Origin of the sequence: Pseudomonas sivasensis (assembly GCF_021391435.1) — a bacterium.
In the GTDB taxonomy this organism is placed as follows: Bacteria; Pseudomonadota; Gammaproteobacteria; order Pseudomonadales; family Pseudomonadaceae; genus Aquipseudomonas; species Aquipseudomonas sivasensis.
Genome location: NZ_CP090029.1, coordinates 4,632,899 through 4,652,303, shown reverse-complemented (window position 1 = coordinate 4,652,303; position 19,405 = coordinate 4,632,899). Strand labels below are relative to the sequence as shown.

At 60.5% G+C, this 19,405-nt stretch carries 15 protein-coding genes; 3 read left to right on the top strand and 12 right to left on the bottom strand.

Going from position 1 to position 19,405, the window contains the following annotated elements:
- Positions 1-164 precede the first annotated feature (164 nt).
- From ccoP (LRO94_RS20970) to ccoN (LRO94_RS20935), 8 genes are all read right to left on the bottom strand, one after another.
- A complete protein-coding gene (gene ccoP / locus LRO94_RS20970) occupies positions 165-1,142 on the bottom strand; it encodes a cytochrome-c oxidase, cbb3-type subunit III (RefSeq protein WP_095185370.1) in 978 nt (325 codons plus the stop codon).
- Positions 1,139-1,324 (bottom strand): CcoQ/FixQ family Cbb3-type cytochrome c oxidase assembly chaperone, encoded by a 186-nt coding sequence (locus LRO94_RS20965; protein ID WP_003175465.1) that lies wholly within the window; start codon positions 1,322-1,324, stop codon positions 1,139-1,141. Before LRO94_RS20965 ends, ccoP (LRO94_RS20970) begins: the two co-directional genes overlap by 4 nt.
- A 6-nt stretch (positions 1,325-1,330) precedes the next feature.
- Positions 1,331-1,939 (bottom strand): cytochrome-c oxidase, cbb3-type subunit II, encoded by a 609-nt coding sequence (gene ccoO / locus LRO94_RS20960; RefSeq protein ID WP_003193167.1) that lies wholly within the window; start codon positions 1,937-1,939, stop codon positions 1,331-1,333.
- The gene (ccoN, locus tag LRO94_RS20955; RefSeq protein WP_032887677.1) at positions 1,939-3,381 is read right to left on the bottom strand and encodes a cytochrome-c oxidase, cbb3-type subunit I; all 1,443 of its coding nucleotides are present in this window, start codon (positions 3,379-3,381) and stop codon (positions 1,939-1,941) included. The genes ccoO (LRO94_RS20960) and ccoN (LRO94_RS20955) overlap by 1 nt, the downstream gene beginning before the upstream one ends.
- Before the next feature lie 350 nt (positions 3,382-3,731).
- Positions 3,732-4,679 (bottom strand): cytochrome-c oxidase, cbb3-type subunit III, encoded by a 948-nt coding sequence (ccoP, locus tag LRO94_RS20950; RefSeq protein ID WP_032887679.1) that lies wholly within the window; start codon positions 4,677-4,679, stop codon positions 3,732-3,734.
- Positions 4,676-4,876, bottom strand: coding sequence for a cbb3-type cytochrome oxidase subunit 3 (locus LRO94_RS20945; protein ID WP_032887681.1), 201 nt, complete (start codon positions 4,874-4,876; stop codon positions 4,676-4,678). Before LRO94_RS20945 ends, ccoP (LRO94_RS20950) begins: the two co-directional genes overlap by 4 nt.
- Positions 4,877-4,879: 3 nt before the next feature.
- Positions 4,880-5,488, bottom strand: a complete 609-nt coding sequence (gene ccoO, locus LRO94_RS20940) for a cytochrome-c oxidase, cbb3-type subunit II (protein ID WP_032887682.1) — start codon at positions 5,486-5,488, stop codon at positions 4,880-4,882.
- A 10-nt stretch (positions 5,489-5,498) separates the two neighbouring features.
- Complete coding sequence (ccoN, locus tag LRO94_RS20935; protein ID WP_032887684.1) at positions 5,499-6,923, bottom strand: cytochrome-c oxidase, cbb3-type subunit I; 1,425 nt, start codon at positions 6,921-6,923, stop codon at positions 5,499-5,501.
- Between the two features lie 79 nt (positions 6,924-7,002).
- On the opposite strand from ccoN (LRO94_RS20935), the gene LRO94_RS20930 reads away from it, so the two are divergent.
- Positions 7,003-7,695, top strand: a complete 693-nt coding sequence (locus LRO94_RS20930) for an alpha/beta family hydrolase (protein ID WP_032887686.1) — start codon at positions 7,003-7,005, stop codon at positions 7,693-7,695.
- 254 nt (positions 7,696-7,949) lie between these two features.
- On the opposite strand, the gene LRO94_RS20925 is transcribed toward LRO94_RS20930, so the two are convergent.
- The 3 genes from LRO94_RS20925 to LRO94_RS20915 form a co-directional block, all read right to left on the bottom strand.
- The gene (locus LRO94_RS20925) at positions 7,950-9,515 is read right to left on the bottom strand and encodes a methyl-accepting chemotaxis protein (protein ID WP_179180031.1); all 1,566 of its coding nucleotides are present in this window, start codon (positions 9,513-9,515) and stop codon (positions 7,950-7,952) included.
- 385 nt (positions 9,516-9,900) lie between these two features.
- On the bottom strand, positions 9,901-10,797 hold the full coding sequence (locus tag LRO94_RS20920; protein ID WP_122757014.1) for a DMT family transporter: 897 nt from the start codon (positions 10,795-10,797) through the stop codon (positions 9,901-9,903).
- 64 nt (positions 10,798-10,861) lie between these two features.
- The gene (locus LRO94_RS20915) at positions 10,862-12,472 is read right to left on the bottom strand and encodes a methyl-accepting chemotaxis protein (protein ID WP_407692700.1); all 1,611 of its coding nucleotides are present in this window, start codon (positions 12,470-12,472) and stop codon (positions 10,862-10,864) included.
- 403 nt (positions 12,473-12,875) lie between these two features.
- Between LRO94_RS20915 and aceK the strand changes: the two genes are divergently transcribed.
- Positions 12,876-14,597 (top strand): bifunctional isocitrate dehydrogenase kinase/phosphatase, encoded by a 1,722-nt coding sequence (gene aceK, locus LRO94_RS20910; RefSeq protein ID WP_032887694.1) that lies wholly within the window; start codon positions 12,876-12,878, stop codon positions 14,595-14,597.
- Positions 14,598-14,639: 42 nt separating this feature from the next.
- On the opposite strand, the gene LRO94_RS20905 is transcribed toward aceK, so the two are convergent.
- Positions 14,640-15,194 (bottom strand): hypothetical protein, encoded by a 555-nt coding sequence (locus tag LRO94_RS20905; protein WP_032887696.1) that lies wholly within the window; start codon positions 15,192-15,194, stop codon positions 14,640-14,642.
- Between the two features lie 249 nt (positions 15,195-15,443).
- On the opposite strand from LRO94_RS20905, the gene hrpA reads away from it, so the two are divergent.
- The gene (gene hrpA / locus LRO94_RS20900; protein ID WP_122754463.1) at positions 15,444-19,355 is read left to right on the top strand and encodes an ATP-dependent RNA helicase HrpA; all 3,912 of its coding nucleotides are present in this window, start codon (positions 15,444-15,446) and stop codon (positions 19,353-19,355) included.
- The last annotated feature ends 50 nt before the right edge of the window (positions 19,356-19,405 follow it).

The window sequence follows — 19,405 nt, the reverse complement described above, 5'->3', positions numbered from 1 at the left end:
GGTTTTTGCGGGCTCAACCTTCAAAAAGCCGAAGATCCAATGTGTGAGGGGGCTTGTTCCCGATAGCGGCGTGTCAGTCAGAGTCACTAATACTGATCCACCGTCATCGGGAGCAAGCCCCCTCTCACAAGGGTTTTTTGGTGTTTCTGGGTAAGGGGGGAGCCTTACTGCTCCTCGGCCTTCTTATCCCCATGGGACAAGCTGTAAACATACGCCGCGAGCAAGTGCACCTTGTCATTGCCTTGCAATTGTTCCTGCGCCGGCATCTGGCCCTGGCGGCCGAAACGGATGGTCTGCTGCAGTTGGGCGAAGCTCGAACCGTAGATGAAGGCGCCGGGGTGGGTCAGGTCGGGCGCGCCCATTGCTGGGGTGCCTTTACCGGCTGGGCCGTGGCAGGCCACGCAGTTGGCGGCGAAGAGTTTTTCGCCGTTGGCTACGTCGGCCTTGACGCCTTCGGGCAGTTTGCGGCCGTCGAGTTGGGTGACCACGTAGGCCGCCACGTCGCTGACACCCTCTTCTTGCAGCACCGGAAGCCAGCCCGGCATCACGGCATGACGGCCTTTCATGATGGTTTCCTTGATCGTCGCCGGCTCCCCACCCCAGCGCCAGTCGGCGTCAGTCAGGTTGGGGAAGCCGTAGGCACCCTTGGCGTCGGACCCGTGGCACACCGAGCAGTTGGACGCGAACAAGCGGCCACCCATCTTCAGGGCTTGCGGGTCCTTGGCGACTTCCTCAATGGGCATGGAGGCGAATTTGGCGAAGATCGGACCGAACTTGGCGTCCGACCGGGCCATTTCCTTTTCCCATTCATGCACACCGGTCCAGCCGGTCTGGCCATTGGCGAAGGGGGTTTGTTTGTCGTTGTCGAGGTAGTTGTAGCCCGGCAGCAGGCCTTTCCAATTGCCCAGGCCTGGGTACAGCACCAGGTAGCCAAGGGCAAAAATGATGGTGCCGACGAACAGCATGAACCACCACTTGGGCAACGGGTTGTCGTACTCCTCGATGCCATCGAACGAGTGGCCGACGGTCTCGTCGGTTTGCTCGGCGCGCTGGCCCTTGCGGGTCGACAGCAACAGCCAGGTCAGGGCGAAAATGGTACCCAGACTGAGGACTGTGACGTACAGACTCCAGAACGTAGTCATTCTTTGTTACTCCTAGAAGCTTGCTCGACGTGCTTGATGGCTTCGGGATCATCCGCAAAGGGCAGCAAGGTCGCGTCTTCAAACTCCGACTTGCGCTTGGGGCTGAACACCCACAACGCCAGGCCGATAAAGGCCACCATCACCACAACGGTGCCCAGGCCACGAATCATCCCGATATCCATGAAGAATCACCGTTTGCTTTTGATGATGGTGCCCAGGCCTTGCAGGTAGGCCACCAATGCGTCCATTTCGGTCTTGCCCTTTACGGCTGCGGCTGCACCGGCGATGTCTTCGTCGGTGTAGGGCACGCCCAGGGTGCGCAAGACTTCCATCTTCTTCGCGGTGTCCTTGCCGTCGAGCTTGTTTTCCACGAGGAACGGATACGCCGGCATTTTCGATTCAGGCACCACGTTGCGCGGGTTGTACAAGTGCGCACGTTGCCAGTCATCGGAGTAACGCCCGCCAACACGGGCCAGGTCAGGGCCGGTGCGCTTGGAACCCCACAAGAACGGGTGGTCCCATACGCTTTCGCCGGCGACCGAGTAGTGGCCGTAGCGTTCGGTTTCGGCGCGGAACGGGCGGATCATCTGCGAGTGGCAGCCCACGCAACCGTTGGCGATGTAGACGTCGCGGCCTTCCAGTTCAAGGGCGGTGCGCGGCTTCATGCCTTCCACCGGCTTGTTGGTCACGTCCTGGAAAAACAGCGGAACGATCTGGGTCAGGCCGCCGATACTCACGGCGATGACCATGAAGAAGGCCAGCAGGCCGATATTCTTCTCGACTACTTCATGCTTCATCAGTGGGCTCCCACAACGGCGATCTTGGCGGCGGCTTCGGCTTCTGCCGGGTCCGAGGCACGCACGGTGCGCCAGACGTTGTAGGCCATGAACAGCATGCCAGCAGCGAAGAACGCACCGCCCAAGGCACGGACGATGTAGCCCGGATGGCTGGCTTGCAGCGCTTCGACGAACGAGTAGGTGAGGGTGCCGTCATCGTTGATCGCACGCCACATCAGGCCTTGGGTGATGCCGTTGACCCACATCGAAGCGATGTAGAGCACGGTGCCGATGGTGGCCAGCCAGAAGTGCGTGTTGATCAGCCCGACGCTGTGCATCTGCGCACGGCCGAACAGTTTGGGGATCATGTGGTACAGCGCACCGATGGAGATCATCGCCACCCAACCGAGGGCACCGGCGTGAACGTGGCCGATGGTCCAGTCGGTGTAGTGGGAGAGCGAGTTGACGGTCTTGATTGCCATCATCGGCCCTTCGAAGGTCGACATGCCGTAGAACGCCAGGGATACCACAAGGAAGCGCAGGATCGGGTCGGTGCGCAATTTATGCCAGGCACCCGAGAGGGTCATCATGCCGTTGATCATGCCGCCCCAGCTCGGAGCCAACAGGATGATCGACATCGCCATGCCCAGGGACTGCGCCCAGTCCGGCAGTGCGGTGTAGTGCAAGTGGTGCGGGCCGGCCCAGATGTAGAGGGTGATCAATGCCCAGAAGTGCACGATGGACAAACGGTACGAGTAAATAGGACGTTCGGCCTGTTTCGGCACGAAGTAGTACATCATCCCCAGAAAACCGGTGGTGAGGAAAAAGCCTACGGCGTTATGCCCGTACCACCACTGGATCATCGCGTCCGTCGCGCCGGCATACGCCGAGTAGGACTTGAACAGGCTGACCGGCAGCGACGCGTGGTTGACGATGTGCAGCATCGCCGTGACCACGATGAACGCACCGTAGAACCAGTTGCCCACGTAGATGTGCTTGGTTTTGCGCTTGACGATGGTGCCGAAGAACACCGCACCGTAAGTCACCCACACAATCGCCAGCAAAATGGCGATCGGCCATTCCAGCTCGGCGTATTCCTTGGTGGTGGTGTAGCCCAGTGGCAGGCTGACGATGGCGCCGACGATGACCGCCTGCCAACCCCAGAAGGTAAAGGCGGCGAGGCCATCGGAGATCAGTCGCGTCTGGCAGGTTCGCTGCACGACATAGTAGGAGGTGGCAAACAATGCACATCCGCCGAAGGCGAAAATCACCAGGTTGGTGTGCAGCGGGCGTAGGCGACCGAAGGTCGTCCATGGCAAGTCGAAATTCAATTCCGGCCAAACCAGTTGCGAGGCGATGAACACCCCGAGCCCCATGCCAAGGATCCCCCAGACCACCGTCATGATGGCGAACTGGCGGACTACCTTATAGTTATAAGCAGTCGGACTGATTGCTGTGCTCATTCTAAGGTTCCACGGTTTAGGTTTTTTTATAGGTAAAATCGGCCGCAAGTATGTAGAAAGCGAGGGGCCATTGCAACGCAATGGCTGACCTGGATCAATGCGTTCCACGCCAGATTCTGCGCCCTTTCCATGTTTGGCGTAAGGACAAAATCAGAAATCGAAAGCTGATCGAGTGGACAGGAAATTTTGGGGGTCGCAACGACTGTCGTCGCGTACGCCAAGATCGGTCCGCTGTGCAAGCAAGCGTAGACCCGAATGGCAGTAGGGGAAAGTTGTGCTTTGGAGGGGTGTGACACTTGGTCGCGTAGCGCGGTAGAGCTGCCGCCCCAAATTGGGGCGGCAGTCAGGTGTTACTGAGCTGCGCTTTCTGGCATTGCACCATCAGCGTTGTGAGACAGGCTGTACACGTAAGCTGCGAGCAGGTGCACTTTGTCGTTGCCCTGCAACAGTTCCTGCGCCGGCATCTGGCCCTGACGGCCGTGGCGAATGGTCTGCTGCAATTGCGCCAGGCTGGTGCCGTAGATATAGCCGCCTGGCAGCGTCAGGTTCGGCGCCCCCATGACTTCCATACCGTGGCCTTCCGGCCCATGGCAGGCCACGCAGGTGGTGTTGAACGCCGCTTTGCCCGCATCCAGGTCGGCAGTGCTATCGGCCGGCAGTGGCAACTTGGCCAAATCGTGACGTACATAGGCAGCGACGTTTTTCACACCGTCGTCACCCAGCACCGTACCCCAGGCCGGCATCGCCGCGTGGCGACCGTTCAGGATGGTGGTCTTGATGGCCTCAGCCGAGCCGCCCCAGCGCCAGATGTTGTCTGCCAGGTTAGGGAAGCCGAACGCGCCCTTGGCGTCCGAGCCGTGACACACCGCGCAGTTGGACGCGAACAGGCGACCGCCCATCTTCAGCGCTTGCGGGTCTTTAGCGACTTCTTCCACGGGCATGGCCGAGAATTTGGCGAAGATCGGCCCGAACTTGGTGTCGGCCTTGGCCATCTCCTTGTCCCACTCCTTGGCCGAGGTCCAACCGTCTTCATAGCCCGGCAGCACACCTTTCCAGTTCCCCAGGCCCGGGTAGAGCACCAGGTAGCCGACCGCAAACACCAGGGTGCCGGCGAACAGCATGAACCACCACTGGGGCAGCGGGTTGTCGTATTCCTCGATACCGTCGAAGGCGTGGCCCATGGTCTGGTCGACACTGCCCTTGGTCTCGCCCTTGCGGGTGGCGATCAATAGCCAGGTCAGCCCGATCAGGCTGCCGAGGGTCAGTACGCAGATCCATGTACTCCAGAATAGGGTCATGGCCGATTGCTCCTTGTTGCAGGCTCTTCTTGAGCGTCGGATGGAGAAGGTTCATCGGCGAAGGGCAGCAGGCGCGCCTGCTCGAATTCCTCATTGCGCCGGTTGTTGAACACCCACAGCGACAGGCCGATAAAGGCGATGGCAACGACCAGCGTGCCAAGGCCGCGGATGGTGCCCGCATCGAATTCAAATCCCATGGCTCACCTCTTGCTCTTGATGGCAGTGCCGAGTACTTGCAGGTACGAAACCAGCGCGTCCATCTCGGTCTTGCCCTTGAGGCTGGCCACGGCGCCACTGATGTCGTCGTCGGTGTATGGCACGCCGAGGGTGCGCATTACTTTCAACTTGTTCTCGGTGTGGCTGCTGTCGACCTGGGCCGTGACCAGCCACGGGTAGGCCGGCATCTTCGACTCGGGCACTACGTTGCGCGGGTTGTACAAGTGCGCGCGGTGCCAGTCGTCCGAGTAGCGGGCGCCAACGCGGGCCAGATCCGGGCCGGTGCGCTTGGAGCCCCACAGGAACGGGTGATCCCACACGCTTTCGCCCGCCACCGAGTAGTGGCCGTAGCGTTCGGTTTCGGCGCGGAACGGACGGATCATCTGCGAGTGGCACTGCACGCAGCCTTCGCGGATGTAGATGTCGCGGCCTTCCAGTTGCAGCGCGGTGTAGGGCTTCATGCCTTCCACCGGCTTGTTGGTCACGTCCTGGAAGAACAGCGGGACGATCTGGGTCAGGCCGCCGATGCTCACGGCGAGCACCATGAGCAGCATCAACAGGCCGACGTTCTTTTCAATCGTTTCGTGTTTCATCACAGACTCCTCAGGCCAGCTGCGCAGTGGTGGCGGCTTCGACAGGCTGCGGCGAACGCACGGTGCGCCACGTGTTGTAAGCCATCAGGAACATGCCGCTGAGGAACACCGCACCGCCCACCAGCCGCACGATGAAGCCTGGATGGCTGGCCACCAGGGTTTCGACGAAGGAGTAGGTCAAGGTGCCGTCTTCGTTGATCGCACGCCACATCAGGCCCTGGGCGATGCCGTTGACCCACATCGAGGCGATGTAGAGCACGGTGCCGATGGTGGCCAGCCAGAAGTGCGCGTTGATCAGGCCGAGGCTGTACATCTGCTCGCGACCGAAGACTTTCGGGATCATGTGGTACAGCGCGCCGATGGAGATCATCGCCACCCAACCGAGGGCGCCGGCGTGTACGTGGCCGATGGTCCAGTCGGTGTAGTGGGAGAGGGCGTTGACGGTCTTGATCGCCATCATCGGGCCTTCGAAGGTCGACATGCCGTAGAACGCCAGGGACACCACCAAAAAGCGCAGGATCGGGTCGCTGCGCAACTTATGCCAGGCGCCCGAGAGGGTCATCATCCCGTTGATCATGCCGCCCCAGCTCGGAGCCAGCAGTACCAGAGACATCACCATGCCCAGGGACTGCGCCCAGTCCGGCAGCGCGGTGTAGTGCAAGTGGTGCGGACCGGCCCAGATGTACAGGGTGATCAGCGCCCAGAAGTGCACGATGGACAAGCGATAGGAATACACCGGACGTTCGGCCTGCTTGGGCACGAAGTAGTACATCATCCCCAGGAAGCCTGCGGTGAGGAAAAAGCCTACCGCGTTGTGCCCATACCACCACTGCACCATGGCATCCGTCGCACCGCCGTAGAGGCTGTAGGACTTGGTCAGGCTGACCGGGATTTCCAGGTTGTTGACGATATGCAGGATCGCCACGGTGATGATGAACGCACCGAAGAACCAGTTACCGACGTAGATGTGCTTGGTGTTGCGCTTCATCACCGTGCCGAAGAACACGATGGCGTAGGCCACCCAGACAATGGTGATCAGGATGTCGATCGGCCATTCCAGCTCGGCGTATTCCTTGGAACTGGTGTAGCCCAGCGGCAAGGTGATCGCAGCCAGCAGGATGACCAACTGCCAACCCCAGAAGCAAAACGCGGCGATTTTCGGCGCGAACAGCTGCGTTTGGCAGGTGCGTTGCACCGAGTAGAACGAGCTGGCAAACAGTGCGCAGCCGCCGAAAGCGAAGATCACCGCGTTGGTGTGCAGCGGGCGCAAGCGGCCGAAGCTGGTCCAGGGCAAATCGAAGTTGAGTGCGGGCCAAACCAATTGGGCGGCGAGAAAAACCCCGAGCCCCATGCCGACGATGCCCCACACCACCGTCATAATGGCGAATTGGCGGACCACCTTGTAGTTATAGGCGGTACTTAAAGTAGTGTTCATGGTTCCCCATCCACGGTTCAACCCAAGCAAATGCGGCACTTGGGCTGGAGTTATAGGCAGACTAAATAGCGAGGCAAGCATGGGCAAAGAGCACAAGGCCAGTATTGACGGGGATCAATGGGCGCAGTGTGTGCGGGAACACGGCTGGTTGTGGGATGTAGCGAAAGGGTCTATCGCGCGTACACCGGTGACGCTGATCCTGGCCCACGGCGCCGGCGCACCGATGGACTCATCCTTCATGAACGACATGGCTGCACGCCTTGCCGGGCATGGCGTCAACGTGTTGCGCTTCGAGTTTCCCTACATGGCCCAGCGTCGATTGGATGGTGGCAAACGCCCACCCAACCCGGCGCCGAAACTGCTGGAAGCCTGGCGCGAAGTGCATGCCGAGGTGCGACGTCATGTCGCTGGGAAACTGGCCATTGGTGGCAAGTCCATGGGCGGGCGCATGGCGAGTCTGTTGGCCGATGAATTGGCCGCGGACGCGTTGGTGTGCCTGGGCTATCCGTTCTATGCGGTGGGCAAGCCGGAAAAACCGAGGGTCGAGCATTTGGTCGAGCTAAAGACGCCGACGTTGATTGTGCAGGGCGAGCGCGATGCGCTGGGCAATCGGGCGACGGTGGAGGGGTATGTGTTGTCACCGAGCATCGAGGTGATGTGGCTGGTGGCGGGGGATCATGATTTGAAGCCGTTGAAGGCTTCGGGGTTTAGTCATGAGCAGCATTTGGAGGCTGCGGCGGTGCAGGTCGCCAGGTTTCTCGGCGCCTGTTAGGGACGTATCGGGACGTAGGTATCTACACATCTTCGATGCAAACATACCCTGAGAAAACGAGGCTCTTGTGGGGAGCGGGCTTGCCCCGCGCTGGGCTGCGCAGCAGCCCCAAAACCTGCCAGTCGGGTGTTGCTGAAAAAATGCGGTGTCTGGATTAGGGCTGCTTCGCAGCCCAGCGCGGGCAAGCCCGCTCACCACAGAGTTATGTGTCTGCCTTTAAGCGTTGTGTAGATAACCCTGCCCCCGAGAGCGGTCTAGCGGTTAAAACGCTCCACCAGCGAGTACTGGGTATTGGCGGTATGCGTCAATTCCTCACTCAACTGCGCCGAGTTCATCGCCTGCTCCGAGGTCTGATCTGCCAACAGCGCAATGGTGCTGATGTTACGGCTGATCTCTTCGGCTACCGAGCTTTGCTCTTCAGTCGCCGCTGCAATTTGCGTGGTCATGTCAGTGATATGCGCCACCGCCTCACTGATGCCCACCAACGCCTGATCCGCTTCCATCACCCGCGCCACACCTTCTTCGGCCTGGCGATGCCCGGCGTCCATGGTTTGCACAGCGGCGGCGGCGGTGTGTTGCAGCTTGGCGATCAGAGCATGGATCTGCCCGGTCGACTCGGCCGTACGCTGCGCCAGCTGCCGTACTTCGTCGGCTACCACGGCAAAGCCACGGCCCATCTCGCCGGCACGAGCGGCTTCGATAGCGGCGTTCAATGCCAACAGGTTGGTCTGGTCGGCAATGCCCTTGATCACGTCAACAACGCCGCCGATCTCATCGCTGTCCTTGGCCAGTTGAGTGACGGTCACGCCCGTCTCACCCACGGCAATTGACAGACGCTGAATGGCCTCGCGGGTTTCCCCCGCGATATCCCGGCCGCGACCGGTCAAGCGATTGGCTTCCTGAGTGGCGTCCGCCGTGCGCTGCACATGGCTGGCGACTTCCTGGGTGGTCGCCGCCATCTGGTTGACCGCCGTGGCCACCTGTTCGGTTTCCACGCGCTGGCGTTCCAGGCCGCTGGAGCTGTTGTGGGCCAGGGTGTTGGACTGCGCCGCTTGCTCGTTGAGATGCTCAGCAGTGTCCTGCAAGCGTGTAAGGCATGTCTTCAGACGCGCTTCCTGGCTGAGGATCGACATCTCCAAGCGCGCCTGAGCGCCACGGCTGTCGGTGTACATCTGCGCGATCAACGGGTCGGAGGTGGTCTGCTCGGCCAAACGCAGCAGGCGCTTGAGACCGCGCTGTTGCCAGCTCAGGCCCAGCAGGCCCAACGGCACCGACAAACCCGCCGCCAGGGCAAAGCCCCAGTGGGAGTTGAGCGACACGCCAATCATGAAGCTCAACTGGCTGATCAGGATAAACGGCAGCCAGTCCTGCAACACCGGCAGCCACTTGTCCCGCTGGGGAACGGCCGACTTGCCCTGGTTGATACGTTGGTAGAGCGCTTCGGCCCGGCGGATCTGCTCGGCGGTGGGCTTGATGCGCACCGATTCGTAGCCGACCACCTGATTGCCTTCAAAGACCGGCGTCACATAGGCGTTAACCCAGTAGTGATCGCCCGTCTTGCAGCGGTTCTTAACGATGCCCATCCATGGCAAGCCTTGTTTGAGCGTGGCCCACATATGCCCGAACACCGCCGCCGGCACGTCCGGGTGACGAACCAGGTTGTGCGGGGCGCGTACCAGTTCTTCGCGACTAAACCCACTGATCTCGACGAAAGCGTCGTTGCAGTAGGTGATCACGCCTTTGGCATCTGTGGTTGAGATCAACCGTTGCTGAGCGGGGAAGGTACGTTCGCGCTGGGTAACGGGTTGGTTATTACGCATGGTTGTTCAATCCGCAAGGCTTTCAGGGGGTATCGACCGGAACGGGGGTTTATTTAACTTATTTTTGCAACAATCCCTCGGTCGGACGCCACCTCACTGTTCTATTTGAGTTTTCCGGTATTGAGAATGTCGATCGCCATAGGCTGCTGGATAGTGCTGCGCTAACTACTCGTGGATAAAAGCCATATGCTCAGTAGCGCCTTGGCTCAACTTGGTGAGTGTGGCATCCGGGTTAATGGGGTAAATACCGAAGCATCTGGAATACATTGAGAAGGCCATGGCATCCGGGGACGCGCTGTACGTCAATGCCGTTTCCGTTATAGAAGCCGGGCAGCTACTGGAACGCCAGGCTCAGTGCCAACACGATAAACAGCCCTTGTCCCGTCTAAATCACTTTGGCCAATTTCCCCGGTCGCAACACCAACCACAACGCCCCCCCAATCAACACCCCGCCGTATAGATGCGCCATCGATAACGGTTCGTCGAGCAACAACGCCCCCCACAGCACCCCAAACGGCGGGATCAGGAAGGTAGTGGTCATCGACCTCACCGGTCCAATAGCCGTCAGCAACCGGAAGTACAAAACATACGCCAACGCCGTACACCCCAACCCCAACCCGAGCAACGATGCCCACACCTCCCAGCCACCCCAGCTCGCGGGCGGATGCAGGGCGGCGCTGTAGGCGAAGAGCGGCAACAGAAACAACGTCGCGCCGAGCATGCTGCCCAAGGCGGACAGGCGACTGTCTAACCCGCCACGCTGGTCCAGCCAACGCCGCGCGAGGAAGCCGGCGAAGCCGTAACAGGTGGTCGCCACCAGGCAGGCCACCGCACCCATCAGCAGCTCAAGATCAAAGGCCACCGGCCCGGCGCGCGTGAGTACGCCTACACCAAGCAGGCCAAGGCTTACCCCGGCGATTTTTGAAGCGGTGAGCCGTTCGCTGAAGAACAGCCCGCCGATCAATACGCCCATCAGCGGCGTAGTGGCATTGAAGATCGCCGAGTAACCGGCCGGCAGCACTTGGGCGGCCACGGAGTACATGGTCGCCGGGATCCCGGAGTTGATCACGCCGAGCAACAGGACTGTCTTGAACTTGCCCTGGAAATCCCAGCGCACTCGCATTACTGCCAGCATCACCAGCAGGCCGGCAGCGGCAATCGATACGCGGAAAAACGCGGTCGGCACGGGGCCGATTTCCGGGGCGATGATGCGCATGAACAAAAAGCTCGCGCCCCAAATGGCAGCCAGCCCCAACAGGTACAGGGTGTCGACAGGTCTCACGGAATATTCCTACATCAATAAGGCCGCGAGTGTTGCCCAGTCACCTGTCCGACACAATCACTGTTTACACGACAAACCGCGTCACCAAACCGTTGAGGTCCACTGCCAGGCGCGACAATTCCTGGCTGGCGGCCGAGGTCTGGGTAGCGCCGGCGGCGGTCTGGGTGGACAGGTCGCGGATATTCACCAGGCTGCGGTCCACTTCGCGGGCCACCAGCGCCTGTTGCTCGGCGGCGCTGGCGATCACCAGGTTGCGCTGGCTGATCTGCGAGATGGCGGCGGTGATTTTCTCAAGGGCGCTGCCGGCGCTGTTGGCCCGTTGCAGGGTCTGGCCAGCGTGCTCTGCGCTGCTGTTCAACGCTTCGACGGTGTCCTGCGTGCCTTGCTGGATACCGCTGATCATCTGCTCGATTTCTTCGGTGGAATCCTGTGTGCGCTGCGCGAGGGAACGCACCTCGTCGGCAACCACCGCAAAACCGCGCCCGGCTTCACCTGCGCGCGCCGCTTCAATCGCAGCGTTGAGGGCCAGCAGGTTGGTTTGCCCGGCAATACCACGGATGACTTCCAGCACCTTGCTGATGTCCTGGGCCTGTACCGCCAGGCCTTCGGCTTTGTTCGAGGCGCCGAGTACTTCATCCACCAGGTTCTGGATCGAGCTGATGGTTTCGCTGATCTGGTAGTGGCCGTGCTTGCTGTCTTCATCCGAGGCCTGGGACGCTTCGGCGCTGGACACCGCATTGCCCGCCACTTCGTCCACGGCCGCGCTCATCTGGGTAACGGCGGTGGCGGCCTGTTCGATTTCATCGTTTTGCGCTTGCAGGCCGCGCGTGCTCTGTTCCATCACCGAGCTCATTTCTTCGGCGGCCGAAGCCAGTTGTTGCGCCGATTCGCTGATCCCACGGATGGTGGTCTGCAACTGCGTCTGCATGGTGACCAGGGCGCCAAGCAGTTGGGCCGGCTCATCATTGCCGCTGACGTTGATCGGTTGGCTCAAGTCGCCGGCGGCGATGGTGCGCGCCACGGACAGCGCCTGGCTGAGAGGCGCGGTGATGCTGCGGGTCAGCAGCCACGCCAGCAGCAAAGTGGCGATCAGTGCAATCACGATGATCAGGCCGACCACCCATTGCGCGCTCGAATACATCTGTGCGGCGGAGTCCGCAGCGGCTTCGACACCGTTCTGATTGAAGACGATCAGCTTTTCCAAACTCTGGGTGAGGAGGGTGCCTTGAGGCGCAAGGCGGTTGTTGAGCAGGTCAATAGCGTCTTGTTGCTGATCCTTATCGATCAAATCAACCATTTGGCCGACGATCGCCAAGTAGCCGGCCACGTCAGTTTTGACCTGCTTGAGCATCTCGCGCTCTTCGTCATTGGTCAGCAGGGTTTCATGGCGGGCCAGCAGGGTTTGCAGTTCGTTGCGCTGCAGGGTGATCAGGTTTCTGCTGTTGTCACGCACCCGGGACTCATCGGTGGTCACCAGGCGCAAAGCCTCCAGGCGGATACTGGCCGCGAAGGCCGCGCTGTCGTGGATATTCTCGATGCTCGGCATCCACGACTGCTCGATGACCAGCGCGCTTTCGCGCAGCTTGGCCATCTGCCCCAGGCCGAACAGGCCAACAATCACCAGCAAGCTGGCCAACACCCCAAAACTCAGACTGGCACGCAGACCGATCCTCATGTTCCTCAATGACATCTCAATGCTCCTTGGGCAATTAGAACCTGCTCCCGGATCGGTCTTTTGACCTTGTTAGGGTGGGAGAGGGCGCGCTGTATATCAAAGTGCCATCAAGGTGGTAATCGGGGTTTCCCTTAGTTGGATCCAACGCTTGAGGCGGGATCAAAATTGGAATTGGCACCGCTATTTCTGGCACCAAGTGCCAAGCCCCGCCGTTAGCGGCTATTGGTCAAACGGATGAGGACTAATAGGTGTTTTTATTGACCGTATGGTCGAATTAAAAAAATTGAAAACAAATGTACGATGTGAACGAAGTTGTACAACGCAGCGCAAAAAATCAGCCTTCTCCTGCTTACGTACACTGGCTAAGCTCAGGGCTTCCCGATGCTCGTTCGAGGTTTTCCGCATGTCGCAACCCACGCCCGCCCTCGCTATCGCCCGCACGATCCTCGACGGCTTCGACGATTACCGTGAGCACTTTCGCCAGATCACCGATGGCGCCCGCGAGCGTTTCGAAAAGGCCCAGTGGCAGCAGGGCCAGGCGGCGTCTGCGGCGCGGATCAACCTGTACGAAGAGAAGGTCTCTGAGGTGATCGCTGGCCTGCGCGCCCGTTTCGAAGACGCGGACTTACTGGATGTCGACCTGTGGCCCTTGGTCAAAAGCGCCTACATCGACTTGATCGACCTGCGTTTCGACGATGAGCTGTCCGAGACTTGGTACAACTCGATCTTCTGCGGCCTGTTCAGCCACGACCTGATCAGCGACGGCTGCATGTTTATCCACACCACTCGGCCCAGCCTGCGTCGGGCGCGGGCAGCGCAGACCCGCACCTATACGCCCGCCGGTAAAATCGGCGAGATGCTTGCGCAGATCTTTGCGGACTACCGTTTCAGCGAGCCCTACGCCGATCTGAACGCAGACCTGCAGCGCCTCGAAGCGCAATTACGGGAAAACCTGCCCGATTGGGTATGCAAGGACCCGGACCTCAAGGTCGAGTTGTTTTCTTCGGTGCTCTACCGCAACAAAGGCGCCTATCTTGTAGGTCGCCTCTACACCCGAGAGGAACAATGGCCCCTGGTGATTCCGTTGTTGCACCGCGAAGGGCAGGGCATCCAGATCGATGCGTTGATCACCGACGAAGCCGATGTGTCGATCATCTTTTCGTTTACGCGTTCCTACTTCATGGTCGACGTACCGGTGCCCGCGGAGTTCATCGGTTTCCTCAAGCGCATCCTGCCGGGCAAGCACATCGCCGAGCTGTACACCTCCATCGGCTTCTATAAGCATGGCAAGTCGGAGTTCTATCGCGCGCTGATCAATCACCTGGCCACCACCGACGACCAATTCATCATGGCGCCGGGCGTGCGTGGCATGGTCATGAGTGTGTTCACGCTGCCGGGCTTCAACACCGTGTTCAAGATCATCAAGGACCGCTTTTCACCGTCGAAAAACGTCAACCGCGCCACGGTCATCGAGAAGTACCGGCTGGTCAAAAGCGTCGACCGTGTGGGGCGCATGGCCGATACCCAGGAGTTTGCCGACTTCCGTTTCCCCTTGAGCAAGTTCGAGCCCGAGTGCCTGGCCGAGTTGCTGGAAGTCGCCGCCGGCACCGTCGAAGTAGAGGGCGACACCGTGCTCATTCGTCACTGCTGGACCGAGCGGCGCATGACCCCGCTCAACCTGTACCTCGAAAACGCCAACCCCGCCCAGGTGCGCGAAGCCCTGGAGGACTACGGCTTGGCCATCAAGCAACTGGCGGCGGCGAATATCTTCCCCGGCGACATGCTGCTGAAGAACTTCGGCGTCACCCGCCACGGCCGCGTGGTGTTTTATGACTACGACGAAATCTGCTTTCTCACCGAAGCCAATTTCCGCCACATCCCCGAGCCACGCACGCCCGAGGATGAAATGGCGTCGGAACCCTGGTACTCCATCGGTCCGCTGGACGTGTTCCCAGAAGAATTCCCGCCGTTCCTGTTCGCCGACGCCGGGCAGCGCAAGCTATTTGATGAATTGCATGGCGAGTTGTACAACGCCGACTACTGGAAGGGACTGCAAGAAGCGATTCGCGCGGGGAAGGTGATTGATGTGTTTCCGTACCGACGCAAGGAGCGCGGTTACTCCTGAAGGGCGAGGTGTGCTGGAACCCCCGCCCTGAGTCAGCCGGCGTCAGACGATGACACATACGCCCTTGGTTGCCTCCACGCCCATGCTCCTTAAATGTTGCAGCGCGGGCCTCAAGTCACTTTGCTTGGGTAAGTAATGGCCTGACGTATTGGATAGACAGACTTTCCCCAGCAGGTTTTTTTTCATGTACCCGGCACTGACGATCTTCTGCGACTGACCGGGGCCAGCGCCGATTTCGGCAATGGCGGGGTGAGACATCCACTTGGGTGGCACGTTTTTGTCGATGTTGCCGACTACCAATTGGCCGCCTTGGGTTAGCACAAACTTATTCAACGAAGTCGGTTTATCCAGGATCTTCAGGTCTTTTGGCTGATTGACGTTCACCAACTGACCTCTGGGGCTTCTGGGGTTCAGCGCCGCGCCTGCCAGGTGCAGTTCCGCATTCAGGTCCCGCGCTTTTGTATTGTTCAGCAGCGCATAGCCAACGGAAGTGCAGCAGGGTAACGGCGAGCCCTTATAAGGCGTGACGTCGTGATGTGTGTTGGCGTGTGAATGCGAGAAACTGCCGCTGGTAGAGCGATGGGGATTAATAGGCATACGAAATCCTCTTGGGGGGGGCAGATTTGAACCCCGCGTCGCTCGCTCAATACATCGGATTTCAGCTTTAACGCGTGGGAAGGGTGGTCGGATTTTTGTAGGAACCGTCCTTGTGATGGGGTTGCCAGCGGCGTTACCCGATGACGCAACGTCTCCCGTCCTGCCGAAATCTGCGACAATCGCGTCCATTCCATCGACTGATGCTGCGCAGGCCTCACCTGCCTCACCCAAAAGACCCTTGCCGCCCTGATGACTGACCAAGCGCCCGCTATTGACCAACTGCTGAAAAACCTCGATCACGCCATGCTCGCCGACCGCCACCGCTTGCGGCGGCAGTTGCTTGAGCTGCGCAAGAAGCCCGACGAGGAAAAACTGGCGCAGTGGGTCACGCGCATGCAGGCGTCCTGCGCCCAGGTCACGGCACGGCGCGCCAGCCTGCCGGTGATTCGCTACGACGACAGCCTGCCGATTGCCGCCAAGCGCGACGAGATCAAGGACGCGCTGAACAAACATCAGGTACTGATCATTGCCGGCGAAACCGGTTCGGGTAAAACCACCCAGTTACCGAAAATCTGCCTGGAAATCGGTCGCGGCCAGTACGGTTTGATCGGTCACACCCAGCCACGCCGAATTGCCGCGCGCAGCGTTGCCAGCCGGGTTGCCGAAGAGTTGGCCACGCCTTTGGGCGCGTTGGTGGGCTATCAGGTCCGGTTCGAGGATCAGAGCGATTCCAACACCCTGATCAAGCTGATGACTGACGGCATCCTGCTGGCGGAAACCCAGAACGACCGTTACCTGGAACGCTACGACACGATCATCGTCGACGAAGCCCACGAACGCAGCCTGAACATCGACTTCCTGCTCGGTTACCTGAAAACCCTGCTACCGCGTCGCCCGGACCTCAAGGTCATCATCACCTCGGCCACCATCGACCTGGAGCGCTTTTCCAAGCACTTCGACGATGCACCGATTGTCGAGGTCTCGGGTCGCACGTTCCCGGTGGACACGTGGTACCGCCCGCTGACCCTGGAACAGGACGAAGAGGGCAACCGCGTCGAGGATGACTTGACCGTTGACCAGGCGATTCTCGCCACCCTCGATGAAATTGCCGCTTACGAGCGCAGCGAACGGCGCAGCCCCGGCGATGTGTTGGTGTTTTTGCCGGGCGAGCGCGAGATTCGTGACGCCGCCGAGATGCTGCGCAAGGCCCAGCTCAAGCACACGGAAATCCTGCCGCTGTACGCGCGCCTGTCACCGGCCGAGCAGCAGCGGATTTTCCAATCCCACCCGGGCCGGCGCGTGGTGCTGGCGACCAACGTCGCGGAAACCTCGCTGACCGTGCCTGGCATTCGCTATGTGATCGACAGCGGCACCGCACGCATCAGCCGCTACAGCTACCGCGCCAAGGTGCAGCGCCTGCCGATCGAGGCGATTTCCCAGGCCAGTGCCAACCAGCGTAAAGGTCGGTGCGGCCGGGTCGAGCCGGGTATCTGCATCCGTCTGTTCAGCGAAGAAGATTTTATCGGGCGGCCGGAATTTACCGATCCGGAGATCCTGCGTACCAACCTCGCCGCCGTGATCCTGCAGATGCTGCACCTGCGCTTGGGTGAAATCACCGACTTCCCGTTTATCGAACCGCCGGATGGCAAGGCGATCAGCGACGGTTTCAACCTGTTGCAAGAGCTCTCGGCCGTGGACCGCAACAGCCAACTCACCCCGCTGGGCCGCCAACTGGCGCGCCTGCCGGTGGACCCGCGCATGGGGCGCATGTTGCTGGAAGCCGCCAAGCTCGGCAGTTTGCAGGAAGTGCTGATCGTCGCCAGCGCCATGTCGATCCAGGACCCACGCGAGCGTCCGCCGGAGCGCCAACAGGCCGCCGACCAGGCCCATGCACAGTGGAAAGATCCCGATTCGGACTTCGCCGGGCTGGTCAATTTGTGGCGCGGCTTTGAAGAACAGCGCCAGGAGCTCACGGCCAGCCCGCTGCGCAATTGGTGCCGCAAGAACTTCCTCAACTACCTGCGCCTGCGCGAGTGGCGTGATTCCCATCGCCAGTTGAGCCTGATCTGTCGTGACATGCAGCTGACCATCAACAAAGAACCGGCTGATTTCCCGAAACTGCACAAAGCGGTGCTCTCCGGCCTGCTCAGCCAGATTGGGCAGAAGACCGAAGACGGTGATTACCTCGGTGCGCGCCAGCGGCGCTTCTGGATTCACCCTTCGTCGGGTATTGGCAAGAAGCGTCCGCAATGGCTGATGACCGCCGAACTGGTGGAAACCACCAAGTTGTACGCGCGGATGGTCGCCAAGATCGACGCGGACTGGATCGAACCGCTGGCCGGGCACCTGATCAAGAAAAACCACTTCGAGCCGCATTGGGAGAAGAAGCGCGGCCAAGTGGTGGCGTTTGAGCAGATCACCTTGTTCGGGTTGATTGTGGTCGGGCGCCGGCCGGTGCATTACGGGCCGATTGACCCGGTGGTGTCCCGCGAGCTGTTTATCCGCGAAGGCCTGGTGCGCGGCGAGATTCAATCCCGCGCCAAGTGCCTCACGGCCAACCAGCAACTGCTGGAACAACTCGACGAACTGGAAGCCAAGGCCCGCCGTCGCGACATCCTGGCCGATGAAGAAACCCTGTACGCCTTCTACGACGCGCGCTTGCCGGCGGAGATCCACCAGACCGCCACCTTTGACAGCTGGTACAAGGTCAACAGCCAGAAAGACCCGCAACTGCTGATCATGCGCGAAGAAGACGTGCTCGCCCGTGAGGCCAGTGAAGTCACCGCCGCGCATTACCCGGACACCCTGCACTTGGGCGACCTGGAACTGGCCCTGAGTTACCACTTCGAACCCAACCACCCGCGCGACGGCGTGACCCTGCGCGTACCGGCGCCGCTGTTGCCGGCCTTGCCGCCGGAACGTTTGGAATGGCTGGTGCCGGGGGTGATCGAAGCCAAGTGCATCGCCCTGGTGCGCAACCTGCCTAAAGCGCTGCGCAAGAATTTCGTGCCGGTGCCGGACTTCGTAAAGGCCGCACTGCAACGCATCGAGTTCGGTCAGGGCTCGCTGCCCCAGGCGCTGGGGCGTGAACTGTTGCGCATGACCGGCGCGCGGGTCAGCGATGAAGCTTGGGCCGAGTCGGCGCAGCAGGTGGAAAGCCACCTGAAGATGAACCTGGAAGTGGTTGACGGCCAAGGTAAGTTCCTCGGCGAAGGCCGCGACTTGGCTGAGCTGACCGCACGCTTTGCCGAAGCCAGCCAAGCCGCGTTGGCCGTGCCGCAAACGGCGAAAAGCCAGCAGCCGGTGGAAGCCAAGGTGTTCGCCGCCGTGGCCGAGAAAACCCAGCAAAAGATCGCTGGGCTGTCGATGACGGTGTACCCGGCGCTGGTGGAAGAAAACGGTACGGTCAAGGAAGGTCGTTTTTCCACCGCCGCCGAGGCTGAGTTCCAGCATCGCCGCGCGTTGCAGCGTCTGCTCATGCAGCAACTGGCGGAACCGGCGAAATTCCTGCGCGGCAAGCTACCCGGCCTCACCGAGTTGGGGCTGATGTACCGTGAATTGGGGCGTATCGACGCGCTGGTGGAAGACATCCTGCTGGCGAGCCTCGACACCTGCGTGCTCGAAGGCGAAGCCAGCCTGCCGCGTGATGGCGCTGGCTTGGCCGCTTTGGCCGAACGCAAGCGCGGCAGTTGGACCGAACACGCCGAACGCCAGGCGCGCTTGACCCTGGAGGTGCTGAAACTCTGGCATGGCTTGCAAAAGCGCTTCAAAGGCAAGATCGACCTGGCGCAGGCGGTGGCCTTGAATGACATCAAGCAGCAACTGAGTAACCTGGTCTATCCAGGTTTTGTGCGGGAAACCCCGGCGCAGTGGTTCAAGGAGCTGCCGCGTTACCTCAAGGCCATTGAGTTGCGTCTGGAAAAACTGCCGAGCCAGGTGCAAAAAGATCGGGTGTGGAGCAGCGAGCTCAGCGGTCTGTGGGTGCAATACCAGAACCGCCTGAACAAGCATGCCCAGGAAGGTAAGCGTGATCCTCAGTTGGAGCTTTATCGCTGGTGGCTGGAGGAATATCGGGTGTCGTTGTTTGCCCAGCAGTTGGGCACCAAAGTGCCGATTTCCGACAAGCGCTTGAGCAAGCAGTGGACGCTGGTCGAGGCCTGATCCCTTCACGATTTTCAGCATCAACAAGGTTTCAATGTGGGAGGGGGGGG

What these genes read in the sequence shown, in the direction of transcription:
- ccoP (WP_095185370.1), bottom strand. Translation starts at nt 1,142, where the DNA reads ATGACTACGTTCTGGAGTCTGTACGTCACAGTCCTCAGTCTGGGTACC.
- LRO94_RS20965 (WP_003175465.1), bottom strand. Translation starts at nt 1,324, where the DNA reads ATGGATATCGGGATGATTCGTGGCCTGGGCACCGTTGTGGTGATGGTG.
- ccoO (WP_003193167.1), bottom strand. Translation starts at nt 1,939, where the DNA reads ATGAAGCATGAAGTAGTCGAGAAGAATATCGGCCTGCTGGCCTTCTTC.
- ccoN (WP_032887677.1), bottom strand. Translation starts at nt 3,381, where the DNA reads ATGAGCACAGCAATCAGTCCGACTGCTTATAACTATAAGGTAGTCCGC.
- ccoP (WP_032887679.1), bottom strand. Translation starts at nt 4,679, where the DNA reads ATGACCCTATTCTGGAGTACATGGATCTGCGTACTGACCCTCGGCAGC.
- LRO94_RS20945 (WP_032887681.1), bottom strand. Translation starts at nt 4,876, where the DNA reads ATGGGATTTGAATTCGATGCGGGCACCATCCGCGGCCTTGGCACGCTG.
- ccoO (WP_032887682.1), bottom strand. Translation starts at nt 5,488, where the DNA reads ATGAAACACGAAACGATTGAAAAGAACGTCGGCCTGTTGATGCTGCTC.
- ccoN (WP_032887684.1), bottom strand. Translation starts at nt 6,923, where the DNA reads ATGAACACTACTTTAAGTACCGCCTATAACTACAAGGTGGTCCGCCAA.
- LRO94_RS20930 (WP_032887686.1), top strand. Translation starts at nt 7,003, where the DNA reads ATGGGCAAAGAGCACAAGGCCAGTATTGACGGGGATCAATGGGCGCAG.
- LRO94_RS20925 (WP_179180031.1), bottom strand. Translation starts at nt 9,515, where the DNA reads ATGCGTAATAACCAACCCGTTACCCAGCGCGAACGTACCTTCCCCGCT.
- LRO94_RS20915 (WP_407692700.1), bottom strand. Translation starts at nt 12,472, where the DNA reads ATGAGGATCGGTCTGCGTGCCAGTCTGAGTTTTGGGGTGTTGGCCAGC.
- aceK (WP_032887694.1), top strand. Translation starts at nt 12,876, where the DNA reads ATGTCGCAACCCACGCCCGCCCTCGCTATCGCCCGCACGATCCTCGAC.
- LRO94_RS20905 (WP_032887696.1), bottom strand. Translation starts at nt 15,194, where the DNA reads ATGCCTATTAATCCCCATCGCTCTACCAGCGGCAGTTTCTCGCATTCA.
- hrpA (WP_122754463.1), top strand. Translation starts at nt 15,444, where the DNA reads ATGACTGACCAAGCGCCCGCTATTGACCAACTGCTGAAAAACCTCGAT.